Here is a 25,244-nt window from a genome sequence, read left to right as displayed (position 1 = left end):
CGTACCCCGGCCGGCTCCCACCAGACGCTACCTTCCGGCCACGCCCCCGTCCCGTGGGGGCCCGTCGGGGGTGCCGGTATCGTTGCTGCCGGTCGGCCGCTTCGTAGGCTTCCCCGTATCAGGGGGCGCGAAGCATTCGGAGGAATGTACAAAGCGCTGTGCCGCCGACCGCACAGACGCTCCCCGAGAAAGGGCCCCACCGTGGCCGAGCACGCCAGGCGTCTCGTCGTGCTGGTCTCCGGATCCGGCACCAACCTGCAGGCGCTCCTCGACGAGATCGCCGCCGTCGGAGCCGAGGCCTACGGGGCCGAGGTCGTCGCCGTCGGCGCGGACCGCGAGGGCATCGAAGGGCTGGCCCGGGCCCGGCGCGCCGGGCTGCCGACCTTCGTGTGCACGGTCAAGGACCACGCGACCCGTGCGGAGTGGGACGCGGCGCTCGCCGAGGCCGTCGCCGCGTACGAGCCCGACCTCGTGGTGTCCGCCGGGTTCATGAAGATCGTGGGGAAGGAGTTCCTCGCGCGCTTCGGCGGGCGGTTCGTCAACACCCACCCCGCCCTGCTGCCCAGTTTCCCGGGAGCCCACGGCGTACGGGACGCGCTCGCGTACGGCGCCAAGGTCACCGGCTGCACCGTCCACTTCGTCGACGACGGCGTCGACACCGGTCCGATCATCGCGCAGGGCGTGGTGGAGGTCCGGGACGAGGACGACGAGAGCGCTCTGCACGAGCGCATCAAGGAAGTCGAGCGAAAGCTGCTCGTCGAGGTCGTGGGGCGCCTCGCCCGCAACGGCTATCGCATCGAGGGACGAAAGGTAGTTATCCAGTGACCGCCGAGAGCAACAAGCGGGCCATTCGACGGGCGCTCGTCAGCGTCTACGACAAGACCGGCCTCGAGGATCTCGCGCGCGGCCTGCACGAGGCCGGGGTGGAGCTGGTCTCCACCGGGTCCACCGCCGCGAAGATCGCCGCCGCGGGCGTCCCCGTGACCAAGGTCGAGGAGCTGACCGGCTTCCCCGAGTGCCTGGACGGCCGGGTCAAGACCCTGCACCCGAAGGTGCACGCCGGCATCCTCGCCGACCTGCGTCTCGCCGACCACGAGCAGCAGCTCGAGGACCTCGGTGTGGAGCCGTTCGACCTGGTGGTCGTGAACCTCTACCCGTTCCGCGAGACCGTCGCCTCCGGGGCCACGCCCGACGAGTGCGTGGAGCAGATCGACATCGGCGGCCCCTCGATGGTCCGCGCCGCCGCCAAGAACCACCCGTCGGTCGCCGTCGTCACCAGCCCCGCCCGCTACGGCGACGTGCTCGCCGCGGTCCAGGGCGGCGGTTTCGACCTCGCCACCCGCAAGCGGCTCGCCGCCGAGGCCTTCCAGCACACGGCCGCGTACGACGTCGCCGTCGCGAGCTGGTTCGCCTCCGCGTACGCGCCCGTCGACGACTCCCCGTTCCCCGACTTCCTCGGCGCCACCTGGGAGCGCAAGAACACCCTCCGCTACGGCGAGAACCCGCACCAGCCGGCCGCCCTCTACGTGTCGGGGACGGGCGGTCTCGCCGAGGCCGAGCAGCTGCACGGCAAGGAGATGTCGTACAACAACTACACGGACACGGACGCCGCGCTCCGTGCCGCGTACGACCACGACGCCCCGGCCGTCGCGATCATCAAGCACGCCAACCCGTGCGGCATCGCGGTCGGCGCGGACGTCGCCGAGGCGCACCGCAAGGCGCACGCCTGCGACCCGCTGTCCGCGTTCGGCGGTGTGATCGCGGTCAACCGGCCGGTGTCGAAGGAGATGGCCGAGCAGGTCGCGGAGATCTTCACCGAGGTCATCGTCGCGCCGGACTACGAGGACGGCGCGCTCGAGGCCCTCACCAAGAAGAAGAACATCCGCGTGCTGCGCGCCCCGCAGGCGCCGTCCGCCCCGGTCGAGGTCAAGCCGATCGACGGCGGCGCGCTGCTCCAGGTCACCGACCGGCTCCAGGCCGAGGGCGACGACCCGGCCACCTGGACGCTGGCCACCGGCGAGGCCCTGTCCGAGGCCGAGCTGGCCGACCTGGCCTTCGCCTGGAAGGCCTGCCGCGCGGTGAAGTCCAACGCGATCCTGCTCGCCAAGGACGGCGCCTCCGTCGGCGTCGGCATGGGCCAGGTCAACCGCGTCGACTCCGCGAAGCTGGCGGTCGAGCGGGCCGGCGCCGAACGCGCCCGCGGCTCCTTCGCCGCCTCCGACGCGTTCTTCCCGTTCCCCGACGGCCTGGAGATCCTCACCGAGGCCGGCGTGAAGGCCGTCGTCCAGCCCGGCGGCTCGGTCCGCGACGAACTGGTCGTGGAGGCCGCCGAGAAGGCGGGCGTGACGATGTACTTCACGGGGACGCGGCACTTCTTCCACTGATCCCGCGCACGACGGGGGGCGGCCCCGGTCCCGAGGAGGGACCGGGGCCGCCCCCCGTCACGCCCGCCGCGTCAGCAGGGGCGCAGGTACCAGATCGGGTCCCAGGTGGCCGTGCCCGACTCGTACGCCGTGGACGTCCAGCGGACGCTGCCGTCCTTGTTGTAGAAGCGGGCGACCGTGCCCGGCGTCTGGTTGTTGGTGAACGGGCCGTCGCCGGTCCAGTTGCTCAGCTTCCACGTCCGGCACGTGTAGAAGTCGAACTTCGTGCCGTTGACGACCATGCACAGGTGCCCGTAGCCGCAGGACAGGGCCTTGGTGGACGCCTCGCCCCGGGGCGCGGCCGTGACGGTCAGGCCGTCGTAGCGGACCGCGTCGGCGGTCACCTCCCGCGGCTTCGCGTCGGTGCCCACCACCCGCTCGGCCGCCTTCCGGAGCGCGGTGACGCGGGTGCCGTCGGGGCCGGGGGCGGCGGTGGCCGCGACCGAGCCGCCGGCGACGAGTGCGGTGGCCGCGACGAGCAGCGCGGCGGACCTGAACGTGTTCACTGTTTCCCTCATGGCTGTTTCCCCCATGGACGAACTGGTCGGTGGCACCGCCGAGGCGGTGTGCTCACACCGTGCCGGGGGATCCCGCCGCCCGGTACCTCACAGCTGCGAGGGTCACCTCCCGCCCGGCGGGGTGTACTCCTCGAGGTAATGGGCGACGCGGTCGGCGTAGGCGCGGTACTTGGCGGGGACGCCCCCCGCGTCGTTGACCCGGCGCCACGACGTGCGGTAGGCGGCGGCGATCAGCACCCGCCGGTCCTCCCGCAGCCCCTCGTCCAGCCGCGGCGCGATCCAGCACAGGTAGCGGCCCATCGCGGGCACCGACTCGGCGGGCGGGAACGGCGGTTCGGGCACGTTCTCGGCGGGCGTGCCGTCCTCGTTCATCCACCACCGCAGCACCTTCGGGGTCCAGCGCGCGATGCCGTACTCGTCGGTGACCGGGTCGGCCAGGTCGGGGTCGAAGTCGCTCTCCACCTTCAGCATCGCCGCGATCAGCGGCGCGGAGACGTCCTCGTTCGGGCAGTCGTGCGCCGTCTCCACGATCAGCAGCCGGTAGGCGGCCGGCACGCCCCGGTCGGTGCGCAGCACGCCGGCACCGTACGTGGCGGCGGCGTCCGTGCGCGCGCCCGGCTCGCCGCCGGACGCGGCCCACCGGTCGACGCCGTACCCGAGGGCGGCCACCGTGGCGGTGGCGAGGGCCGCCGAGACGGCGACCGCCCGCCGGGAGCGGCGCCGGGCGGGCAGCAGCCGGGGCAGCGGGAACGGGCGCCCCGTGCCGGCCGCCTCCCGCACCCGCCGCAGCAGGTCCGCCACGCCGATCCGCTCCTCGTGGGTGCGGGCCAGACAGGCGCGGACGATGTCCCGCCAGGCGTCCGGCAGCTCGGGGGAGAGCCGCAGCTCGTCCGTGCCGGAGGCGTAGGCGGCGGCGGCCGTGCGACGGGCCGCGGGCGTGGCGCCGGGCAGCGGGAAGGCGCCGGTGAGGACCAGGTGGGCGAGCACCCCGAACGCCCACACGTCGGCGGACGCGCGGATCCGGCGGCCCCGCTCGCCGATCTCGGACCACAGCAGCTCGGGCGGGGTGTAGTCGGGCGTGGCGAACGCGGACGTGTAGGCGTGGGTGCCCTCCAGCTCGGCGGCCATGTTGAAGTCGGCGAGGCGGACCGAACCGTCCGCCATCAGCAGCACGTTGGCCGGCTTCAGGTCACCGTGCACCCAGCCCGCCCGGTGCAGCTGGGCCAGCCCCTCGCAGGTCTGGGCGAGCAGGCCGGGGCCGGCGCCGGGGCGGGGCGAGGCGGCCAGCAGCGCCGACAGGGAGCCCTCCGCCCTCTCCAGCACCAGCACGGTGGCGCCGTCCAGCTCCGGGCGGCCGGGATCGTCGACGGTGAGCGTCTCGTACATGCGGATCAGGCGCGGCTGCCTCAGCCGGCGCAGCACGTCCACCTCCCGCTCGGCCAGTTCGCGCAGGTGGTGCAGCTGGCGCGGGGTGCGGGTGCCGGTGGGCAGGAACTTCAGCGCGACCGTGCGCGGCCCGTCCCCGCCGCCCTCGGCGCGGCGGCCGGCGTACACGCTGCCGAACGCGCCCGTCGCGAGCGGCTCGCGCACCTCCCACGCGCCCACCCGGTACCCCTTGGGCACCGGCACGGCGTACGTCCCGGTCACCGGCCCCCCTGGCGGAGCGGGGCCGCCAGGACCGCCAGGTCGTCCTCGCGGACCAGGTCGAAACGGAGCGCCAGGGAGACCAGCGACTCCTTCTTGCCGTTCAGCCGCGGCCCCGGCTCCGCGGTCTCCGGACCGGGTTTGAGGCGCAGCTTCACCGCCAGGTAGTCGATGTTCCACTGCACCGAGGCGCGGGACGCGGCCGGCCACAGCGGGCGCAGCCGCTCCACCGCCTGCTCGACCGTGGGCAGCGGGGCGTGCGGCTCGCCGCGCAGCCGGGGCTCGCACAGCGCGGCCAGCACGGCGAAGTAGCGCTTGGAGCGGTCCAGGGAGAAGGCGGGCGCGGTGGCGGCGCCGTCGTCACCGGCGTCGTGGCGGACGTGATCGTGGCACGGCGCCCACACTTCCAGCGGCAGCAGGTCGCCGCAGGCCGGCAGCACGATCCGGGAGAACTCGAACGGCACCGGGGCGTCCAGGCGGCCCGGCCCGACCTTGATGTGCTCGCCCGCCCCCTCCGGGTTCTCCACGACGTACGTCTGCTCCCGGCTGAGGTTGCTCAGCAGCCAGAAGGCGCCCTGCGCGGTGATCTCCCCCGCTCTGCGGGACACGCCGTCGTGGACGATGCGCAGGCCGTCGCCCTGCGGGGCGCGGCCGAAGGAGAGACGCTCGCCGGGAGCCAGACGGTACTGGTCACGGCGGCCGGAGTGCTCCGGCGCGGTCGCCGGAGGTACGACGATGATGCTGTACACGGTGCGTCCCCCCATGCCTGACAGCTACTCGGTCAGGGTAGGGGGGCGCCCCGCCGCCGGACCTCCCCCGATCGGGTGCGACACGGGTGTGCGGCGGGCCCGGCGCGCGCCGGGCGGTGCGTACGACGGGGCCGTGTCCCCCTCGCCCCGGAGGGGGGCACGGCCCCGTGAGGTGTGCCGCGGCGCGCGGACCGGGACGGCTCAGTACTGCGGCGGCCGGTTGAACCAGTAGCTGCCGTTCCTGTTGGCACAGAACACGATGATCAGGATGCCGAGCACCAGGCTGACCAGCGCGAAGATGTTGGCGCCCAGCAGGCTGATCACGCTGAACAGGGTGACGACCGAGGCGTAGATGATCGCGGAGACGCGTGTCCCGCCACGGCCCGTCCCGAACTTGGCGGCCGTGAGGATCGCCCAGGCGGCGAACGCCAGCACGATCACCCCGAACACGATCATGAAGCCCGCGCCGACGCTCGACACGTTGTCCACGTCCTCCGCGGTGAAGGACGGGTCGTCGGCCAGGATGTCTTCCAGCTGTTCGGCGAACCAGCCGCTCGCGACCACCATGAGGAGGCCGCCGAGCGCCTGAAGGCCGCCGAGCACGAAGAGCATCACGCGCGCGGCCTTGACGCTGCCGGGCATGGACACCGGCCCGCCGGGGTGACCGTAGGGCTGGACCGGCGGGGCGGAGGGGTACCCGTAACCGGGCTGGCCGGGCTGCTGGGGGTAGCCGTAGCCGGGCGGCTGGCCCTGCGGAGCCCCGTAGGGGTTGTTCGGGTCGCCGAAACTCATGGCGGTTCTTCCTCCGTTGCGCTTCTGGTGCGGGGACGGCGCGGGGCGCGGCGCGGAGGAAGTACTGCAGATGCGGTCCGTCCCCCCCCGGTTCTGCCCGCGGCACTGCGCGTTCATCGTTCTTGACCGTTCCTTTCCTTGTCCAGCGGTACGACATATGTGTTGTGCAAGTGCAACATCGCGATCTTGTTCGCATTGGTGGCGATCCTGATCGGATGTCCGGCGCGGCGTCCCGGCCGACCGGAATGCGGGCTGATTGGAACAGCGGCCCGGTCATCCGCGAGGATGGGGCCATGACCGCCCAGATTCTCGATGGCAAGGCCACCGCAGCCGAGATCAAGTCCGATCTGACCGCCCGCGTGGCGGCGCTGAAGGAGAAGGGCGTCACGCCCGGCCTCGGCACGATCCTCGTGGGGGACGACCCCGGCAGCCAGAAGTACGTCGCCGGCAAGCACCGCGACTGCGCCCAGGTGGGCATCGCCTCCATCCAGCGTGAACTGCCCGCCACCGCCACGCAGGAGGAGATCGAGGCGGTCGTCCGCGAGCTGAACGAGGACCCGGCCTGCACCGGTTACATCGTCCAGCTCCCGCTCCCCAAGGGCATCGACGAGAACCGCATCCTCGAGCTGATGGACCCCGGGAAGGACGCCGACGGCCTCCACCCGATGAACCTCGGCCGTCTCGTGCTCAACGAGCCCGCCCCGCTGCCCTGCACGCCGAACGGCATCATCACCCTGCTGCGCCGCCACGGCGTGGAGATCAAGGGCGCCGAGGTCGTGGTCGTCGGGCGCGGCGTCACCATCGGCCGTCCCATGCCGCTGCTGCTGACCCGGCGCAGCGAGAACGCCACCGTGACCCAGTGCCACACCGGCACCCGCGACCTCTCCGCCCACCTCAAGCGGGCGGACATCATCGTCGCCGCGGCCGGCAGCGCCCACCTGATCCGTCCCGAGGACGTCAAGCCGGGCGCGGCCGTCCTGGACGTCGGCGTCTCGCGCAGCGCCGAGGGCAAGATCGTCGGCGACGTCCACCCGGGCGTGGCCGAGGTGGCCGGCTGGGTCGCCCCGAACCCCGGCGGCGTCGGTCCGATGACCCGGGCGCAGCTGCTGGTCAACGTGGTCGAGGCGGCGGAGCGCAGTGTCGGCTGAGCGGAAGGCGCCGGAGGCCTCCGAGGCCCCCGCGGCGGCGGAGGCCGGGGAGGAGCTCACGGTCCGTGACGCGATCAGCGCCCCCGACGCCGAGGGCACCCCGCGCCGGGCCACCCGCAGGTTCCCGCTGTTCACCCGGGACACCGCGCGGCCCGAGGGCGGCGGCCGGGCGGCCCCCGGTGACGCCCCCGCGCCCGCCCGGCAGTGGCCGATCCTGGCCGTGCTGCTCACCGTGGGGCTGGGACTGCTGCTGACCGCGGTGGACGTGTTCCGGGCCGGGCTGCTGCTGATCGGCGCGGCGCTGGTCGCCGGGGCGGTCCTGCGGTGGGCGGTGCCGCACGTCGGGATGCTCGCCGTGCGCTCCCGCTTCACCGACATCGTCACCTACGGCGGCCTGGGGCTGGTGATCGTGCTGCTGGCGCTGATGGTGCAGCCGGACCCGCTGCTGCGGATCCCCTTCCTGCAGGACATGCTGCACTTCACGGTCGACGGCTGAGCCGCCGGCGCGGGGAGCGGCGGCCCGTCCGCACCCCCGTGAGCGGACGGGCCGCGCACCACGTTCCTGCACGGCGGGCGGCCCGTTCAACGGCGGCCCGGCCGCTGTGGCACGGAAGTGACCGTTCCGCTACGCGCCCCGGAAGCCCTCTACACCCTTGTGACGACTCCGGCACGTGTTCGCGACACGGAGGCTCCGCCCAGGGGTGATGTGGCCACGGACACCTCCGCGCGGAGGCACCGGGGTGGTAGGACAGGAAGACGGTGGGACGGTCGTACCGGTCCGGTCCACCCGGTCCGTGGGTTCCGGGGTTCCGTTCGGCCGGGCGGCCGACCGGTGGGACACTGATGCACAAGCGACTGGGCGTGCAATGCCGCACGCGTCCTGTCGCTCCCGTGCGCCCCCACCCCGGGAACTGAAGGCCCGTCCCCGTGGCATCCCTGTGGGTAGCCAGACGGGGCGTGGCAGAGGGCACCATGCGCGAGGGAAACACCAGCACGAACCGGGGGAAGAGGGGGAGAGCAATGCCTCGTTGGAAGGCTTTGCCGGATGAGCTCGATCCGCAGATCAGGGAGTTCACCAGCCAGCTCAGGCGGCTGGTGGACCGCAGCGGCCTGAGCGTCGCGTCGGTCGCCGACCGCACGGGCTACAGCAAGACGTCCTGGGAGCGCTATCTGAACGGCCGGCTGCTCGCGCCGAAGGGCGCGATCGTGGCGCTGGCCGAGGTCACCAAGACCAACCCGGTGCACCTGACCACCATGTGGGAGCTCGCCGAGCGCGCCTGGAGCCGCTCGGAGATGCGGCACGACATGACCATGGAGGCGATCCGGATCTCGCAGGCGCGCGCCGCGCTGAGCGAGCTGGCCCCCCCGCCGTCGGGCGGGGGCGGACGGCGGGGCGGCGGGGCCCGTACGGGGGTCGCCGGTCCGGCCGGCGTGTCGCCGAGCGTGCCGCCCCAGCCGACCGCCACCGACGTCCGCGACGCGTCGGGCAGCGGCAACTCCTGGGGGGTCGCAGGCCGGGACGCCGGCCGCCCGGGGGCGTACGGCCCCGGCGCGCCCGTGGCGGGCGGGTACGGTCCGCCGCCCGCGGACCCGTCCGGTCCCGGCGGCGGCCCCGGCCGTCCCGAGGGCAAGCGGCGCACGGCGATGTTCCTGGTCGGCGCGCTGGGCGCGCTGGTGGTGGTCGCCGCCGGGCTGTACGTCACCGAGACGCAGGGCGACACGACGAAGGCGAAGCCCTCCCCGTCGCCCACCGTCACCAGGGAGGCGCAACTGCCGCCGGGCGTGAAGTGCAGCGGCGAGAGCTGCGACGGCAAGGACGCCGAGGTCATGGGGTGCAGCGGCGACCTGGTCACCACGGCCGGCACCGCGACCGTCGGCGCCACCACCGTCGAGGTCCGCTACAGCGAGGTCTGCGGTGCCGCGTGGGGCCGCATCACCCAGGCCACGCAGGGGGACACGGTCGAGATCACCTCGGGGGCGTACCAGCAGACCGACTCCGTCGACGCGCCGGGTGACACGGTCACCTACACGATGATGGTCCCGGCCGCCGCCGCCACCGAGGCCAAGGCCTGCGCGGTGCTGGCCGCGACGGGCGAGAAGGGCTGCACGGAGTAGGCAGCGCGCCCCGGGCCGCCTGTTCGTGCGACGCGACTCCTGTTCGACGCGCCCGGTGGGCGCGGCGTGCGGACGCCGGCGGCGCACACCGGCCGGCCGGCGCCGGCGTCCGGCCGCTCGCCGGAGCCGGCCCGGTGACCCGGTGCCGGCGCGGGCCGCGTGGATGCGGGCGACGGCAGCCGTCACGGCCGGCGAGGGCGGCCGGAACCACGTCCGTGTGGGCCGTCCGGGGCATGACATGTGAGGGATCCGTGGTGACGTGAATGCGGCGGCGCGGGGCGGGCACGCGAGAAGTACCCCCACGGGATTCCGGCACGGTCGGTCCCGGACGGCGGCCGCCCCGTCCCCACCTCTCCCGGGCGGGGCGGCCGCCCCCTCCCTCACCTCTCCGCCGCCCCGGTTACCCGCGTGCGCGGGCGGTCACTCTGTGGGACGGGCCACAGGGAGCCCGACCGTGCGCGCCGACGGATGCGCGATAGCCTGACCGCTGGATCTCTCTTGACGCCAAGAGATCGATCATTCGAACCGGTGATCGATCATCGTGGCGGACGCCGGTCACGAGCCGGAGCGGGATCCCGCACCAGGGGGCAGGGACCGCCCCACCGCCAGCTGTCATACGGAGAACGCCATGACCCGCACTCCCGTGAACGTCACCGTCACCGGCGCGGCCGGCCAGATCGGTTACGCCCTGCTCTTCCGCATCGCCTCCGGCCAGCTGCTCGGCGCGGACGTGCCGGTCAAGCTGCGCCTGCTGGAGATCACCCCGGCGCTCAAGGCCGCCGAGGGCACCGCCATGGAGCTGGACGACTGCGCGTTCCCGCTCCTGCAGGGCATCGACATCACGGACGACCCGAACGTGGCCTTCGACGGCGCCAACGTCGCCCTCCTCGTCGGCGCCCGGCCGCGGACCAAGGGCATGGAACGCGGTGACCTCCTCGAGGCCAACGGCGGCATCTTCAAGCCGCAGGGCCAGGCCATCAACGCCCACGCCGCGGACGACATCCGCGTCCTGGTCGTCGGCAACCCGGCCAACACCAACGCGCTGATCGCCCAGGCCGCCGCGCCGGACGTCCCGGCCGAGCGCTTCACCGCCATGACCCGCCTGGACCACAACCGCGCGCTGACCCAGCTCTCGAAGAAGACCGGCGTCCCGGTCTCCGAGATCAAGAAGCTGACGATCTGGGGCAACCACTCCGCCACCCAGTACCCGGACATCTTCCACGCCACCGTCGCCGGCAAGAACGCCGCCGAGGTCGTGAACGACGAGAAGTGGCTGGCCGAGGACTTCATCCCGACCGTCGCCAAGCGCGGCGCCGCCATCATCGAGGCCCGCGGCGCCTCGTCGGCCGCCTCCGCCGCCAACGCCGCCGTCGACCACGTCCACTCCTGGGTCAACGGCACCCCGGAGGGCGACTGGGTCTCCATGGGCATCCCGTCCGACGGCTCCTACGGCGTGCCCGAGGGCCTCATCTCCTCCTTCCCGGTCACCGTGAAGGACGGGAAGTACGAGATCGTCCAGGGTCTGGAGATCAACGAGTTCTCCCGCGCCCGCATCGACGCCTCCGTCAAGGAGCTCGAGGAGGAGCGCGAGGCGGTCCGCGGGCTCGGCCTCATCTGAGCCCGGCCACCGCGGCCTTCGCGGGGCCCCGCACCGGTTCGCCGGTACGGGGCCCCGCGCGCGTCCGGCACGGGGCTCCGCACCGGCGCCGCCCCACAGGTCACCGCCGTCAGAACCTGTTCGCACGCGCCCGCCCCTCCCTGTGCTGATGCCCCGTCACCCCCTGTGGCCGTGACGTCCATTCGCGTATCGGGATCCGCGTGAGCACCGCGTTCGCGCCGCAGCAGCAGCCACAGCACCCGGGCGGGACGCCGGACGGTCCGCCGCCCGTGCCGCCGTACGCCAGCGAGGCGTCCCGGCTGCTGTGCGCGGGGGCCTACCTGGACCCCGGCTACCGCGACCGTGTCATCGAGGAGCTGTACCTCCACGAACAGCGGGCCGTGGCGCCCTCGCTCGGTTTCGACGCCGCCCGCGTCCTCGCCCACGCACTGCGCGCCCGGCGCCTGGCGACGCTGTGGGCGGCGGCCGTCCTCGGCCTGTGGATCGTGGGCACCCCGATCAGCGGCAACCTGCTCCCCCACTTCGTGGGGCCCAGCCTGCTGCTCGCCGTCGCGCCCCTGCTGCGCGGGCGGGCCGCCCGGCCGCCCCGGTACCGCTCGCCCGCCGCGTTCCTGGCCCGCTGGGGCGGGCGCGCCCTGACCGTGTTCGCCCTGTTCACCCTGGCCTCCGTGGCGTTCGGCGAGGAACGGGGGAGTTCCTCGTACGGGTCCTCCTCCTACGGCTCCTCCGGCGACGACGACCTGCTGGGGGCGGTCACCGACGGGCTCGCCGAGGGCGCCGAGCCCTGGCAGGCGTGGTTCGGGATCGGCGTGCTCGTGGTCATCGGCCTGTGCGCCGCGGGGCGGCGCACCCAGTTCGCCCGGGTCATCGCCGTCGAGCTGTCCCCGGCCCGCTTCCCCGACGCCGCCGGCGACCCCGCCGAACGGACCGGCGGACCGCGGTTCCGCGGGCTGTCGCAGCGCATCCGGCTGGAGCAGCACACCCCGCTCGCCATGTACCACGAGGCGCGCCCGTTCTGCGGGGCGGGCACGGCGCACGACACCTGGGTGCTCGCCGTCGAGCTGCGGCCCGAAGGGCGGAGCCGCGGCGGCGGGGGTCGCCGGGGCCCTGGTCCTGAGCCTCGTCGTCGGCGACGACGGCACGGACGCTCGTGCGGACGACCGGACCGGCGGTACGGCCGCGGCGCAGACGTCGCCGTCGCCGGCGGGGGAGTCGGAACCCGTGGCGACGGAGGGGTCCGACACCGCCGAGCCGTGGTCCGCCCCCGAGCCGTCGCCCCTCCCCGAGGGCTTCGGACTGCACCGTGACGCCGAGGGCCTCACCGTCGCCCGCCCGACGGGCCGGGAACGGGAGGCGGTGCCCTCCCCGCACGGCTTCGACGTCGTCAGCCACCGCAGCCCGGACGGCCTCCGCCGCCTCCAGGCGTACGAGGCCGAGGAGCGCTCGCCGGAGGAGTCCTTCGACCTGTACCTGTCCGGCCGGACGCCGAAGGCGGACGGCTTCGAGAAGGTCACGCTGGCGCCCCTGGAGACGGAGGGAGTGTCCGGCCTGCGCCTCGAGTACCGCGCCGACTCGCTGCGCGGAGAGCCCGACGTGGGCAGCTGGCACGTCCAGGACGCGCGCTTCCGCTCACCGGCCGACGGCAAGGTGTACGCCATCGCCGCGTACGGCGCCCCCACGGACGGCATCGACCCCGAACTCGCCCTGGTCCTCACGGCGGTCGCCCACTTCTGCCCCCGTCGGCGCCGTGCCCGTCGCCCTGACCGAGGCGGGTCCGCCGGCCGCCCGCTTCCGGTGACCGCCGTGGCCCCTCCCCACGGCCTGCCTGAGCCGGGCATCGCGGCGTGGCCGGGGGCGCGCCGTGCCGGCCCCTCCGCACGGCGCCCGTGCGGGCCGCCGTGCCGCGACCGTGCACGCTCGGCGTCCGGCTCCACGCCGTCCCGCATCCGGCCCGCCCGGCCGGCGCGTACCGGACCCGCCCCCGCCGGAGGGTCCCGCGGCGGGGCCGTGACGAAACGCACTCCGGGCCCGCGTTCCGCATGCATTCCGTCCGGCAGGGCAGGAGCACCCGGTCCCGGGGGTAGCAGGAATGTGACTCACGGGCGTGGAGAAGAACGGAAGGCAGCAAGCGATCATGGCGGACAGCACAGAACTGCGGGCACGCGACACCATTCACGCGGGAGGCGAGTGGCGAGCCGCCGTCTCCGGGGCCACCCGGGAGATCCTCGACCCGGCGGACGCCCGGCCGTTCGCCCTGGTCGCGGAGGGCGACGAGCAGGACACCGACCTCGCGGTCGCGGCCGCGCGCCGCGCCTTCGACGAGGGCGACTGGCCGCGCACCCCCGCCGCCGAACGGGCCGCGCTGCTGCGCCGCGTCGCCGACCTGCTGGTCCGGGACCGCGAGGAACTGGGTCTTCTGGAGAGCCGGGACGCGGGCAAGACCCTGGAGGAGGGCCGCGTCGACATCGACTGCGTGGCCGACGCCTTCCGTTACTTCGCCGACCTGGTCGCCGCCGAGGCGCCCGGCCGGGTCGTGGACGCGGGTTCGCCCGACGTCCACAGCGTCGTCGTGCACGAGCCGGTCGGCGTCTGCGCCCTGATCACCCCCTGGAACTACCCGCTTCTCCAGGCCAGTTGGAAGATCGCCCCGGCGCTCGCCGCGGGCAACACCTTCGTGGTCAAGCCCAGCGAGATCACCCCGCTGACCACGGTCGCCCTGATCGGCCTGCTGACCGAGGCGGGGCTGCCCGCGGGCGTCGCCAACATCGTCACCGGCCCCGGCCACACCGTCGGCGCGCGGATGGCCGAGCACCCCGACGTCGACCTGGTCTCCTTCACCGGCGGCCTGGTCAGCGGCACCAAGGTCGCCCAGGCCGCCGCGCCGACCGTGAAGAAGGTCGCCCTCGAACTCGGCGGCAAGAACCCCAACGTGGTGTTCGCCGACGCCTGCGCCACCGAGGAGGGCTTCGACACCGCCGTGGACCAGGCCCTCAACGCGGCCTTCATCCACAGTGGCCAGGTCTGCTCGGCCGGCGCGCGGCTGATCGTCGAGGAGTCCGTGCGGGATCGTTTCGTCGCCGAACTCGCCCGCCGTGCCGAGAGGATCCGGCTCGGCCGGGGCACCGAGGACGGCGTCGAGTGCGGCCCGCTGGTCTCCGCGCAGCAGCGCGAGAAGGTCGAGGCGTACGTCGAGTCCGCGCTCAAGGAGGGCGCGGTGCTGCGCTGCGGCGGCAAGCGGCCCGAGCCGGCGCCCGAGCGCCCCGCGTCCGGCTACTTCTACGAGCCGACCGTCCTCGACCGCTGCCACCGTGAGATGCGGGTGGTGCGCGAGGAGGTCTTCGGACCGGTCCTCACCGTCGAGACCTTCCGCACCGAGGAGGAGGCCGTCGCCCTCGCCAACGACACCGAGTACGGGCTGGCCGGCGGCGTGTGGACGGCCGACGCGGGCCGCGCCCGCCGGGTGGCCGGACGGCTGCGCCACGGCACCGTGTGGATCAACGACTTCCACCCCTACCTCCCGCAGGCGGAGTGGGGCGGCTTCGGCAGGAGCGGCACGGGCCGCGAACTCGGCCCGGCGGGGCTCGCCGAGTACCGCGAGACCAAGCACGTCTACCAGAACCTGGCGCCGGCGCCGGTGCGCTGGTTCGCCGGCTGAGCGGCGGACGACGCGGGGTGCGGGGCGATGTCCCCCCACCGCCACGGCGGCGGCCGTCCCGGCGCCCGCGCTGTCCGCCCCGTACGCGCCCCCGTACGGGACGCGCTCCTCCAGCCCCCTCCGGGCGGGCCGCGTCCCGTACGAGCCGTCCCCGAGCGGCCCCACCGAGTCGCCGCCTCCGCGGGACGCCCGTCCCGCACGACGCGAGACGACCCACCCACCTGCCCCGAGCCCCCGAGGAGTACCGTCCCGATGCCCGCCGAAACCCCCGCGCGCGAGACCGAGTACGACTACGTCGTCATAGGCGGCGGCACCGCAGGTTCCGTCATCGCCTCCCGCCTCACCGAGAACCCGGACGTCACCGTCGCCGTCATCGAGGGCGGCCCCAGCGACGTCGGCCGCGACGACGTGCTGACGCTGCGCCGCTGGATGGGCCTGCTCGGCGGCGAGCTCGACTACGACTACCCCACCACCGAGCAGCCGCGCGGCAACTCGCACATCCGGCACAGCCGCGCCCGCGTCCTCGGCGGCTGCTCCTCGCACAACACGCTCATCGCGTTCAAGCCGCTGCCGTCCGACTGGGAGGAGTGGGAGCGGGCCGGCGCCACGGGCTGGGGCGCCGTGCAGATGGAGGCGTACTACGCCCGGCTGAGGAACAACATCGTCCCGGTCGACGAGAAGGACCGGAACGCCATCGCCCGCGACTTCGTCGACGCCGCGCAGACCGCGCTCCGGGTGCCCCGCATCGAGGGCTTCAACAAGGAGCCGTTCGACGAGGGCGTCGGCTTCTTCGACCTGGCCTACCACCCCGAGACCAACAAGCGGTCCTCGGCGTCGGTGGCGTACCTGCACCCGGTGATGGACGAGCGGTCCAACCTGACGATCTGGCTGGAGACCTGGGCGTACCGGCTGGAGCTGAACGGCACCCGCGCCGAGGGCGTCCACGTGCGCACCAAGGACGGCGAGGAGGTGCTGATCCGGGCCCGTGACGAGGTGGTGCTGTGCGCCGGCGCCGTCGACTCGCCGCGGCTGCTGCTGCACTCCGGCATCGGGCCGCGCGCCGACCTGGAGGCGCTCGGCATCCCCGTGGCGCACCACCTGCCGGGTGTCGGCGAGAACCTGCTCGACCACCCGGAGTCGGTGATCGTGTGGGAGACCGACGGGCCCCTCCCGGAGAACTCGGCGATGGACTCCGACGCGGGCCTGTTCGTGCGCCGCGACCCCGGCCACGCGGGCCCGGACCTGATGTTCCACTTCTACCAGATCCCGTTCACCGACCATCCGGAGCGACTGGGCTACCGGCGGCCGGAGTTCGGCGTCTCCATGACCCCGAACATCCCCAAGCCGAAGAGCCGCGGACGGCTGTACCTGACCAGCGCCGACCCCGAGGCGAAGCCGGCGCTGGACTTCCGGTACTTCACCGACGAGGACGACTACGACGGCCGCACGCTCGTCGACGGCATCCGCATCGCCCGCGAGATCGCCAGGACCGAGCCGCTCGCACACTGGCTCAAGCGCGAGGTGGCGCCCGGCCCGGACGTCACCGGCGACGAGGAGCTCAGCGAGTACGCCCGCAAGGTCGCGCACACCGTCTACCACCCGGCCGGCACCTGCAGGATGGGCGCCGCCGACGACGAACTCGCGGTCGTGGACCCCGAGCTGCGCGTCCGCGGGCTCCAGGGCCTCCGCATCGCGGACGCCTCCGTCTTCCCGACCATGACCGCCGTGAACCCGATGATCGGCGTGCTGATGGTCGGCGAGCGCGCCGTCGATCTCCTCGGCGGCGACACCCGCTGAGCGCGGCGGCCACGAACGTCACCGCCGGCTTCGCACACGGCTTCCGCCCGGCGATCACCGGGGAGGCGGCGAAGCAGTGGGTGGGCAGCCACCGCTCCGTGCGGGAGGAGCGGCTGCCCTGACCCGCTAGCGGTGCTGTCCCGGCTGGTAGTGACCGGGCGCCATCCGGCAGGTCACGCCGAACCGGTTCCAGGCGTTGATCACCGCGACGGCGGCGATCAGATGGGACAGCTCCGTCTCGTCGAACTGCTGGGCGGCCCGCTCGTACACCTCGTCCGGCACGAAGCCTCCCCCGGACTTCGTCTGGGAGGCGCCCCCGGCCAGAACCGTGACCGCCTCGGTCAGCTCGATCGCGGCGAGCTCCTTCTCCGTGTAGAAGTGCCGCGACTCCTCCCACGCGGCGAGCTGGACGATCCGCTCGACGCTCTCGCCCGCCGCGAGGGCGTCCTTGGTGTGCATGTCCAGGCAGAACGCGCAGTGATTGAGCTGCGAGGCGCGGATCTTCACCAGCTCGGCCAGCTTCGGGTCCAGCCCCTGCCGGGCCGCGGCGTCCAGCCGGACCATCGCCTTGTAGACCTCGGGGGCGTGCTTCGCCCACTCCAGGCGGGCGGGCTCCTCCGCCGCGTAGGGGACCGTCCCGGTCGTGTCGGTGTGCGTCATGCCGTCGACCCTAGGAGCGAGGCAGCCCAGGAGTATGGTCCACTTCCATGGCGGAACGCTGGGCCACTTTCGGCATCGACCTCCACCTCGACCCGCGCGGGCCCGGACTGCGGCGCGGCCTCACCGACGCCCTGCGGGAGGCCGTCCGCGGCGGCCGGCTCGCCCCCGGCACCCGGCTGCCCTCCTCCCGCTCCCTCGCCGCCGACCTGGGCATCGCCCGCAACACCGTCGCCGACGCCTACGCCGACCTGGTCGCCGAGGGCTGGCTCACCGCACGCCAGGGCTCCGGCACCCGGGTCGCCGACCGCGCCGCCCCCGGCCGCCCGGCCGCGGCCCCCACGCCCCGCCGCACCCCCGGCCGGCTCCCGTACAGCCTGATGCCCGGCACCCCCGACCTCGCGTCCTTCCCCCGCGCCGCGTGGCTGCGGGCCACCCGCCGCGCCCTCGCCGCCGCGCCCCACGACGCCTTCGGCTACGGCGACCCGCGCGGCCGCCCGGAACTGCGCGAGGCCCTCGCCGGGTACCTGTCCCGGGTCCGGGGCGTGCGCGCCGACCCCGAGCACGTCGTCGTCTGCTCCGGCTTCGCACACGGCCTCCGGCTGCTGTGCGAGGTGCTGCGCGCCCGCGGCGCCCGCACCCTCGCCGTGGAGCCGTACGGCCTCGACGTGCACTGGGCCCTGGTCCGCCGCGCCGGCCTGGAGACCGTCCCGCTGGCCCGGGACGACCTCGGCACCCGCGCCGGGGACCCGGGCGACGCCGACGCGGTGCTGCTCAACCCGGCCCACCAGTTCCCGCTCGGCGGGGCGCTGCGCCCGGAGCGCCGGGCCGCCGTGGTCGAGTGGGCGCGCCGCACCGGCGGCCTGATCCTGGAGGACGACTACGACGGCGAGTTCCGCTACGACCGCCAGCCCGTCGGCGCCCTCCAGGACCTCGACCCCGGGCGGGTGGTCTACCTCGGCACCGCCAGCAAGTCCCTCGCCCCCGGCCTGCGGCTGGGCTGGATGGTGGTGCCGCCGTGGCTGCTGCCGGACGTCCTCGCGCACGGCGGCGGCCGCACGGTGAGCGTCGTGGAACAGCTCGTCCTCGCCGAGTTCCTCTCCTCCGGCGCCCACGACCGGCAGGTCCGCGCCGCCCGCCTGCGCTACCGCCGCCGCAGGGACGCCCTCGTACGGGCCCTCGCCGAACGGGCGCCGCACGTCCGCGTCACCGGCATCGCCGCCGGACTGCACGCCGTCCTCGAACTGCCGCCCGGCACCGAGCAAGCGGTCCAGCGGGCGGCCGTCTGGCAGGGGCTCGCCGTCAAGGGCCTGGACTTCTTCCGCCACCCCGGCGTCACCGACCCGGCCGGCGACGCCCTCGTGGTCGGCTACGCCACCCCGCCCGACCACGCCTGGAACGGCACCCTGGAGGCCCTGCTCCGCGCCCTGCCGTGACCGGGGTCCCGCACCCTCCCGTGGCCGGCGCCTGTGGATCTCCCGTGAGCACTGAACGGCCATTTTCCGCCAAAGAGTGACAAAGCGTCAGCGGTGGAACGGGTGAGCCCGGGGGCTCCCGTGCGGCCCGGCCGAACGGTCTCTAGGCTGTCCGCCGCGAGCCGGGACGACACGGAAACGACACGGAAACGATTCGGCGCGACACACAGGGGGAGCGGAAGGCATGGCGCGGACACGGCGACGGCTGCGGTCCAGCACGGTGGTGCTGGGCGGCATGGGAGTACTCGCGGCGGCACTGTCGGCCTGCGGGTCCGATCCGGACCGGCGGTGCGTGGACCGCGACAGCTACACCCTCGGCGACGGTTACAAGGTCGTCTCCGACAAGAACTGCTCCAGCGGCTCCCGTTCCTCCGGCTCCGTGGGCAAGGGCCGGTCGTCCCGCGCCGCCGACGCCGAGTGGTACTACGACTCCGACGTCCGCAGCGGTTACGCCCGCAACGGCACCTTCAGCCGCAGCGAGGCCGTCGACCGGGGCGGCTTCGGCTGCTCCGGCAGCGGCGGGGGCTGATCCGCCGTGGAACGGCGCACCACCGAGCCCCGCCCCGGCTGGCAGCAGACCGTCGAGGAGCAGGGGCTCATCTACCCGCTGACCCGCTACCCCGACGACTCCCTGCGCCCCTACTGGGACGAGAGCGCCTACTACGTCTTCGCCCTGGACGAGGTCGAGGCGCTCGAGGAGACCGTCGAGGAACTGCACGCGATGAGCCTGGCGGCGGCCGGACACATCGTCGCCGAGGGCCGCTTCGCCGATCTCGGCATCACCGACCCCCGGGTCGTGGACGCGGTCACCGAGGCATGGCACCGGAGGGACGAACTGCCCTCCCTGTACGGCCGCTTCGACCTCCGCTACGACGGCACGGGCCCGGCGAAACTGCTGGAGTACAACGCGGACACCCCGACCTCCCTGGTGGAGGCGGCCTCCCCGCAGTGGTTCTGGATGGAGGAGCGCTTCCCCGGCGCCGACCAGTGGAACTCCCTGCACGAACGGCTCGTCGACGCCTGGAGGAAGCAGTCCGCCCTGCTCCCGCCGGGCAGCCCGCTGTACTTCGCCCACACCGCCGGCGACGAGAGCGGCGAGGACCTGATGACCGTCGCCTACCTCAAGGAGACCGCCGAACAGGCCGGCCTGGAGACCGACTGGCTCGCCATGGAGGAGATCGGCTGGGACCGGCTCTCCGGCCGCTTCGTCGACAACCGCCTGCGGTTCATCCGCAGCATCTTCAAGCTGTACCCGTGGGAGTGGCTGACCACCGACCGCTTCGCCGGCCATGTGCTCGACACCCTCGACAACGGCGGCGGCACCGGCTCCACCCTGTGGATCGAACCCGCCTGGAAGATGCTGCTCAGCAACAAGGCGCTGCTGGCGGTCCTCTGGGAACTCGACCCGGGCCACCCCAACCTCCTCCCCGCCTACCTCGACGGCCCGCGCGAACTGGCGGACACCACGGGCTGGGTCGCCAAGCCGCTGCTGGGCCGCGAGGGCGCCGGCGTCACCGTGCACCAGCCCGGCACCGCCCCGGAGCCCCGCGACGAGCCCTGCTGCTACCAGGAGCTCGCCCCGCTGCCCGACTTCGACGGCAACCGGGTCGTCCTCGGCGCCTGGGTGGTGGAGAACGAGGCCGCGGGTCTCGGCATCCGCGAGTCCTCCGGCCTGATCACCGACGCGTACGCCCGCTTCCTGCCGCACGTCATCCTGTAGCCGGCGGACGAAGGGGCGGGCGGCTCCCGCATCGCGGACACCCCCCACGCCGCTCCGGCACACCCGGTAACCTGGCCCACGGGCCGTGACTGGCGCGCTGGGATGGGACCGACCATCGGGGAGCGGCCCGGGAGGAACGTGCCGTGCGCCTGGGCCATCCGTACCGTGAACGCTGAACGCTACGTCCGGAGGTCCCCATGTCTGCCGAGCAGCCGCTCACCCCCGAGTCCACCGCCTTCCGCTCCGCCCTCGACGTGATCCGCGCCGTCGAGCCGCGCGTCGCCGACGCCATCGGGCAGGAGGTCGCCGACCAGCGCGAGATGCTCAAGCTGATCGCCTCCGAGAACTACGCCTCCCCGGCCACCCTGCTGGCGATGGGCAACTGGTTCAGCGACAAGTACGCCGAGGGCACCGTCGGCCGCCGCTTCTACGCCGGCTGCCGCAACGTGGACACGGTCGAGTCGCTCGCCGCCGAGCACGCCAAGGAGCTGTTCGGCGCCCGCCACGCCTACGTCCAGCCGCACTCCGGCATCGACGCCAACCTGGTCGCCTTCTGGGCCGTCCTCGCCGACCGCGTCGAGGCGCCGTTCCTGGAGAAGACCGGCGTCCGCCAGATCAACGACCTCTCCGAGGCCGACTGGGCCGAACTGCGCCAGGCCTTCGGCAACCAGCGCATGCTCGGCATGTCCCTGGACGCCGGCGGCCACCTCACCCACGGCTTCCGGCCCAACATCTCCGGCAAGATGTTCGACCAGCGCTCCTACGGCACCGACCCGGCCACCGGCCTGATCGACTACGACGCCCTGCGCGCCTCCGCCCGGGAGTTCAAGCCGCTGATCATCGTCGCCGGCTACTCCGCCTACCCCCGTCTGGTGAACTTCCGCATCATGCGCGAGATCGCCGACGAGGTCGGCGCCACGCTCATGGTCGACATGGCCCACTTCGCGGGCCTGGTCGCCGGCAAGGTCCTCACCGGCGACTTCGACCCCGTGCCGCACGCCCAGATCGTCACCACCACCACCCACAAGTCGCTGCGCGGCCCGCGCGGCGGCATGGTGCTGTGCGACGACTCCCTGAAGGACCAGGTCGACCGCGGCTGCCCGATGGTCCTCGGCGGCCCGCTGCCGCACGTCATGGCCGCCAAGGCCGTCGCCCTCGCCGAGGCCCGGCAGCCCGCCTTCCAGGACTACGCCCAGCGCATCGTGGACAACTCCCGCGCGCTCGCCGAGGGCCTGATGCGCCGTGGCGCCACGCTGGTCACCGGCGGCACCGACAACCACCTCAACCTGATCGACGTCGCCACCTCCTACGGCCTCACCGGCCGGCAGGCCGAGGCGGCCCTGCTCGCCTCGGGCATCGTCACCAACCGCAACGCCATCCCGGCCGACCCCAACGGGGCCTGGTACACCTCCGGCATCCGGGTCGGCACGCCCGCGCTGACCACGCGAGGGCTCGGGACGGCGGAGATGGACGAGGTCGCCGGTCTCATCGACCGCGTCCTCACCACCGCGGAGCCGGGCACCACCAAGTCCGGAGCGCCGTCCAAGGCGTCGCACGTGCTCGACGAGAAGGTCGCCGACGAGATCTCGCGGCGGGCCACCGGCCTGGTCGCCGGCTTCCCGCTGTACCCGGAGGTCGACCTCGGCTGAGGCCGCCCGCCGGCTGCCCGGTCATGCGTCCGGCAGCTCCTGGCGGGGGCGGCCGCCCGGGCCCTTGCGGGCGCGGGCGGCGGCCGCTCCCCGGAGCGCGTACGGGCGCAGTGCCAGGGCCAGGGCGGCTCCGGCCGCCAGGCCCGCTACGGCCCACCACCGGTCGGTGCCGTCGTCCGCGACGGGGGCGGCCGCCCGGGCGGGGGCTATGTGCAGGTCCTCCTGCGTGCCGCCGCGCGCACTGTGTTCCTCGTCTCATTGGCCACGATCGACAACAGCCACGGCCGGAAGGCCGCGCCGTCCTTGAACCGCCCCAGCGCGCAGTACGCCTTCACGAAGGCCTGCTGCACCACGTCCTCCGCGTCCGCTCCCGCCCCGAGCGCGGCGGCCGCCCTGAGCGCGATGCCCGTACGGGCCCGCACCAGCTCCGCGTACGCCTCCGGCTGTCCGGCGCGTACGCGGGCGATCACCGCGGCCTCATCGACGATGCGGCCCCCCTCCCGCGTCCTCACACCCTTGTTACACCCCGCGGAACGGATCGGTTCCCACCTGTTCCCGGTCCGTTCCGGACCGCTCTGCGGGACCTGAGAGAATGGGGGGCATGGCCTCTGATCGCCCCTCCGTCTCCCACCAGCACCCCCAGGGGAACGGCTCCGCCATGCGGCATCGTCCTCGTGTGCTCTCCGGGATCCAGCCCACCGCAGGCTCCTTCCACCTCGGCAACTACCTCGGCGCCGTCCGCCAGTGGGTGGCGCTCCAGGAGACCCACGACGCCTTCTACATGGTCGTCGACCTGCACGCGATCACGGTCCCGCAGGACCCCGAGGAGCTGCGGGACAACACCCGGCTCGCCGTGGCCCAGCTGCTGGCCGCCGGCCTCGACCCGGACCGCTGCACCCTCTTCGTGCAGAGCCACGTGCCGGAGCACGCCCAGCTCGCGTGGGTGATGAACTGCCTCACCGGCTTCGGCGAGGCCTCCCGCATGACCCAGTTCAAGGACAAGTCCGCCAAGCAGGGCGCCGACCGCGCCTCCGTCGGGCTGTTCACGTACCCGGTCCTCCAGGTCGCGGACATCCTGCTCTACCAGGCCCACGAGGTGCCGGTGGGCGAGGACCAGCGCCAGCACATCGAGCTCACGCGCGACCTCGCCACGCGCTTCAACGGCCGCTTCGGCGACACCTTCACGCTCCCGAAGCCGTACATCCTCAAGGAGACGGCGAAGATCTACGACCTCCAGGACCCGGCGGTCAAGATGAGCAAGTCGGCGTCCACGCCCAAGGGCCTGATCAACCTTCTGGACGAGCCGAGGACCACCGCGAAGAAGGTCAGGAGCGCGGTCACCGACACCGACACGGTGATCCGCTACGACGTGGTGGAGAAGCCCGGCGTCAGCAACCTGCTCACGATCTACTCCGTCCTCACCGGCACCGGCATCCCCGAGCTGGAGGAGAAGTACGCGGGCAAGGGCTACGGCGCGCTCAAGACGGACCTCGCCGAGGTCATGGTCGACTTCGTGACCCCGTTCCGGGAGCGCACCCAGCAGTACCTGGACGACCCGGAGACGCTCGACTCGATCCTCGCCAAGGGGGCCGAGAAGGCGCGCGCCGTCGCGGCCGAGACCCTCGCCCGGGCGTACGAACGGGTCGGCTTCCTGCCCGCCAAGCACTGAGCCGAGCACTGGGCCGACCACTGGGCCGCTCACTGGGCCACAGCACCGAACCGGCGCAGTGAACCGGCCCCCGGGCCCGTCCGTACCACCGCACGGCGCTCTACATCACTCCGACTGCGCCTGCCCGCATCCGGGTCGTGGTCGTACAGTCGAGGAACGGGTGACCGCTTCGGCGGCCACCCGGACGCGCATCCGTTCCACCACCGCGCTTCACCACCACAACGACAGGAGACGACGTGGGGACCGTAACGATCGGTGTGTCGATCGCGGTCCCGGAGCCTCACGGCAGCCGGCTTCAGCAGCTGCGCGCGGGCTTCGGCGACGCCGCCGCCTACGGCATCCCCACGCACGTCACCCTGCTGCCGCCCACGGAGGTCGCCGACACGGTCGTGCCGGCCGTCGAGGCGCACCTCGCCGAGGTCGCGGCGGCGGGCAGGCCGTTCCCGATGAGGCTGTCGGGCACGGGCACCTTCCGGCCGCTGTCGCCGGTGGTGTACGTCCGGGTCGTCGAGGGCGCGGAGGCCTGCGCCCGGCTGCAGCAGCAGGTCCGTGACCCCTCCGGGCCGGTCGCCCGCGAGCTGCAGTTCCCCTACCACCCGCACGTCACCGTGGCGCACGGCATCGACGAGGCGGCCATGGACCGCGCCTACGAGGACCTCGCCGGCTACGAGGCCGAGTGGGCCTGCACCGGCTTCGCCCTCTACGAGCAGGGCGCCGACGCGGTGTGGCGCAAGCTGCGCGACTTCCCCTTCGGGACCGTCGTGGTGCCCCCGCAGGCCGGACACGCCGGCCGGGGGTCGGTCTCCGCGCGGTGACCCCGGCGGCCCGGCCTCACACCGGCAGCCGGCGGAACACCCCGCGCGGCAGGTGCCGCAGCGCCGACATCACCACGCGCAGCGCGCCCGGCACCCACACCGTCTCCGAGCGGCGCCGCAGCCCCAGCTCGACGGCCGTCGCCACCGCCTCCGGGGTGGTCGCCAGCGGCGCCTCGGGCAGCCCCGCCGTCATCCGGGTGCGGACGAACCCAGGGCGCACCACCATCACGTGCACGCCCGTGCCGTACAGCGCGTCGCCCAGGCCCTGCGCGAACGCGTCCAGGCCGGCCTTGCTGGAGCCGTAGATGAAGTTGGCGCGGCGGGCCCGCTCGCCCGCGACGGACGACAGCACCACCAGCGAGCCGTGCCCCTGCGCCTGGAGGGCGGCCGCGCAGACCAGGCCCGCGGAGACCGCGCCGGTGTAGTTGGTCTGCGCGACCCGCACCGCGGCCCGCGGGTCCCGCTCGTCGCGCGCCTGGTCGCCCAGGGTGCCGAAGGCGAGCAGGACCAGGTCGACGTCGCCCTCGGCGAACACCTTGCCGAGCGCCTCCTCGTGGCCGGCCGGGTCGAGCGCGTCGAAGTCGATGGTGCGCACCTCGGCGCCGAGGCCGCGCAGCCGCCCGGCCGCCTCGTCGAGGCCGGGGGAGGGGCGGCCGGCCAGCCACACCGTGCGGGTGCGGCGGGCGATCAGCCGCCGCGCGACCGCCAGCGCGATCTCGGACGTGCCGCCGAGCACGAGCAGGGACTGGGGGAGGCCGAAGGCGTCCTTCACGACAGCTCCTCAGGGGGCCGGGTCGGGG

21 protein-coding genes, 1 pseudogene and 1 riboswitch are annotated in these 25,244 nt (G+C 73.8%); of the genes and pseudogenes, 15 read left to right on the top strand and 7 right to left on the bottom strand.

Going from position 1 to position 25,244, the window contains the following annotated elements; all coding sequences use genetic code 11:
- Positions 1–144: 144 nt before the first annotated feature.
- Positions 145–825, top strand: coding sequence for a phosphoribosylglycinamide formyltransferase (gene purN, locus ACIQ8B_RS21725; RefSeq protein WP_290009897.1), 681 nt, complete (start codon positions 145–147; stop codon positions 823–825).
- Positions 822–2,384, top strand: a complete 1,563-nt coding sequence (purH, locus tag ACIQ8B_RS21720; protein ID WP_403548852.1) for a bifunctional phosphoribosylaminoimidazolecarboxamide formyltransferase/IMP cyclohydrolase — start codon at positions 822–824, stop codon at positions 2,382–2,384. Before purN ends, purH begins: the two co-directional genes overlap by 4 nt.
- A gap of 71 nt (positions 2,385–2,455) precedes the next feature.
- On the opposite strand, the gene ACIQ8B_RS21715 is transcribed toward purH, so the two are convergent.
- The 4 genes from ACIQ8B_RS21715 to ACIQ8B_RS21700 form a co-directional block, all read right to left on the bottom strand.
- Positions 2,456–2,941, bottom strand: a complete 486-nt coding sequence (locus tag ACIQ8B_RS21715; RefSeq protein ID WP_403548850.1) for a hypothetical protein — start codon at positions 2,939–2,941, stop codon at positions 2,456–2,458.
- 102 nt (positions 2,942–3,043) lie between these two features.
- Positions 3,044–4,588 (bottom strand): protein kinase, encoded by a 1,545-nt coding sequence (locus tag ACIQ8B_RS21710; RefSeq protein WP_403548849.1) that lies wholly within the window; start codon positions 4,586–4,588, stop codon positions 3,044–3,046.
- On the bottom strand, positions 4,585–5,334 hold the full coding sequence (locus ACIQ8B_RS21705; RefSeq protein WP_403549018.1) for an FHA domain-containing protein: 750 nt from the start codon (positions 5,332–5,334) through the stop codon (positions 4,585–4,587). The genes ACIQ8B_RS21710 and ACIQ8B_RS21705 overlap by 4 nt, the downstream gene beginning before the upstream one ends.
- 201 nt (positions 5,335–5,535) lie before the next feature.
- On the bottom strand, positions 5,536–6,126 hold the full coding sequence (locus ACIQ8B_RS21700; protein ID WP_403548847.1) for a proline-rich domain-containing protein: 591 nt from the start codon (positions 6,124–6,126) through the stop codon (positions 5,536–5,538).
- Positions 6,127–6,419: 293 nt separating this feature from the next.
- On the opposite strand from ACIQ8B_RS21700, the gene ACIQ8B_RS21695 reads away from it, so the two are divergent.
- From ACIQ8B_RS21695 to ACIQ8B_RS21665, 7 genes are all read left to right on the top strand, one after another.
- Positions 6,420–7,274, top strand: coding sequence for a bifunctional methylenetetrahydrofolate dehydrogenase/methenyltetrahydrofolate cyclohydrolase (locus ACIQ8B_RS21695; RefSeq protein ID WP_106412812.1), 855 nt, complete (start codon positions 6,420–6,422; stop codon positions 7,272–7,274).
- Positions 7,264–7,770 (top strand): DUF3017 domain-containing protein, encoded by a 507-nt coding sequence (locus ACIQ8B_RS21690; protein ID WP_403548845.1) that lies wholly within the window; start codon positions 7,264–7,266, stop codon positions 7,768–7,770. The genes ACIQ8B_RS21695 and ACIQ8B_RS21690 overlap by 11 nt, the downstream gene beginning before the upstream one ends.
- Positions 7,771–8,312: 542 nt before the next feature.
- Entirely contained in the window at positions 8,313–9,389 is a 1,077-nt protein-coding gene (locus ACIQ8B_RS21685; RefSeq protein ID WP_403548843.1) for a DUF2690 domain-containing protein, read from the top strand.
- 628 nt (positions 9,390–10,017) lie between these two features.
- Complete coding sequence (locus ACIQ8B_RS21680; protein WP_106412809.1) at positions 10,018–11,007, top strand: malate dehydrogenase; 990 nt, start codon at positions 10,018–10,020, stop codon at positions 11,005–11,007.
- 200 nt (positions 11,008–11,207) lie between these two features.
- The gene (locus tag ACIQ8B_RS21675) at positions 11,208–12,314 is read left to right on the top strand and encodes a hypothetical protein (RefSeq protein WP_403548842.1); all 1,107 of its coding nucleotides are present in this window, start codon (positions 11,208–11,210) and stop codon (positions 12,312–12,314) included.
- Between the two features lie 827 nt (positions 12,315–13,141).
- Complete coding sequence (locus ACIQ8B_RS21670; RefSeq protein WP_403548841.1) at positions 13,142–14,662, top strand: aldehyde dehydrogenase family protein; 1,521 nt, start codon at positions 13,142–13,144, stop codon at positions 14,660–14,662.
- Positions 14,663–14,914: 252 nt separating this feature from the next.
- Entirely contained in the window at positions 14,915–16,459 is a 1,545-nt protein-coding gene (locus ACIQ8B_RS21665) for a GMC family oxidoreductase (protein WP_403548839.1), read from the top strand.
- Between the two features lie 126 nt (positions 16,460–16,585).
- Here ACIQ8B_RS21665 and ACIQ8B_RS21660 read toward each other — a convergent pair whose 3' ends face one another.
- On the bottom strand, positions 16,586–17,119 hold the full coding sequence (locus ACIQ8B_RS21660; RefSeq protein ID WP_106412803.1) for a carboxymuconolactone decarboxylase family protein: 534 nt from the start codon (positions 17,117–17,119) through the stop codon (positions 16,586–16,588).
- Positions 17,120–17,166: 47 nt separating this feature from the next.
- On the opposite strand from ACIQ8B_RS21660, the gene ACIQ8B_RS21655 reads away from it, so the two are divergent.
- The 4 genes from ACIQ8B_RS21655 to ACIQ8B_RS21640 all read left to right on the top strand — a co-directional run bounded on the left by ACIQ8B_RS21655 (position 17,167) and on the right by ACIQ8B_RS21640 (position 21,960).
- The gene (locus tag ACIQ8B_RS21655; RefSeq protein WP_403548837.1) at positions 17,167–18,552 is read left to right on the top strand and encodes a PLP-dependent aminotransferase family protein; all 1,386 of its coding nucleotides are present in this window, start codon (positions 17,167–17,169) and stop codon (positions 18,550–18,552) included.
- A gap of 223 nt (positions 18,553–18,775) precedes the next feature.
- Positions 18,776–19,120, top strand: a complete 345-nt coding sequence (locus tag ACIQ8B_RS21650) for a hypothetical protein (protein ID WP_403548835.1) — start codon at positions 18,776–18,778, stop codon at positions 19,118–19,120.
- A gap of 6 nt (positions 19,121–19,126) precedes the next feature.
- Positions 19,127–20,311, top strand: a complete 1,185-nt coding sequence (locus ACIQ8B_RS21645; RefSeq protein ID WP_403548833.1) for a glutathionylspermidine synthase family protein — start codon at positions 19,127–19,129, stop codon at positions 20,309–20,311.
- A 75-nt stretch (positions 20,312–20,386) separates the two neighbouring features.
- A riboswitch (ZMP/ZTP riboswitch) is annotated at positions 20,387–20,473 on the top strand.
- Between the two features lie 35 nt (positions 20,474–20,508).
- Positions 20,509–21,960, top strand: a complete 1,452-nt coding sequence (locus ACIQ8B_RS21640; protein ID WP_403548831.1) for a glycine hydroxymethyltransferase — start codon at positions 20,509–20,511, stop codon at positions 21,958–21,960.
- A gap of 215 nt (positions 21,961–22,175) precedes the next feature.
- Here ACIQ8B_RS21640 and ACIQ8B_RS21635 read toward each other — a convergent pair.
- Positions 22,176–22,472 (bottom strand): annotated as a pseudogene (locus ACIQ8B_RS21635) (RNA polymerase sigma factor); the annotation flags it as partial.
- Between the two features lie 164 nt (positions 22,473–22,636).
- On the opposite strand from ACIQ8B_RS21635, the gene trpS reads away from it, so the two are divergent.
- Entirely contained in the window at positions 22,637–23,629 is a 993-nt protein-coding gene (gene trpS / locus ACIQ8B_RS21630) for a tryptophan--tRNA ligase (RefSeq protein ID WP_290011351.1), read from the top strand.
- A 236-nt stretch (positions 23,630–23,865) separates the two neighbouring features.
- A complete protein-coding gene (locus tag ACIQ8B_RS21625) occupies positions 23,866–24,444 on the top strand; it encodes a 2'-5' RNA ligase family protein (protein WP_290011341.1) in 579 nt (192 codons plus the stop codon).
- 16 nt (positions 24,445–24,460) lie between these two features.
- On the opposite strand, the gene ACIQ8B_RS21620 is transcribed toward ACIQ8B_RS21625, so the two are convergent.
- On the bottom strand, positions 24,461–25,216 hold the full coding sequence (locus tag ACIQ8B_RS21620) for a decaprenylphospho-beta-D-erythro-pentofuranosid-2-ulose 2-reductase (protein ID WP_403548829.1): 756 nt from the start codon (positions 25,214–25,216) through the stop codon (positions 24,461–24,463).
- Between the last annotated feature and the right edge of the window lie 28 nt (positions 25,217–25,244).

This window comes from Streptomyces sp. NPDC096105 (assembly GCF_044763335.1).
Lineage (GTDB): Bacteria > Actinomycetota > Actinomycetes > Streptomycetales > Streptomycetaceae > Streptomyces.
This window is presented reverse-complemented; position numbering and strand designations above follow the sequence as displayed.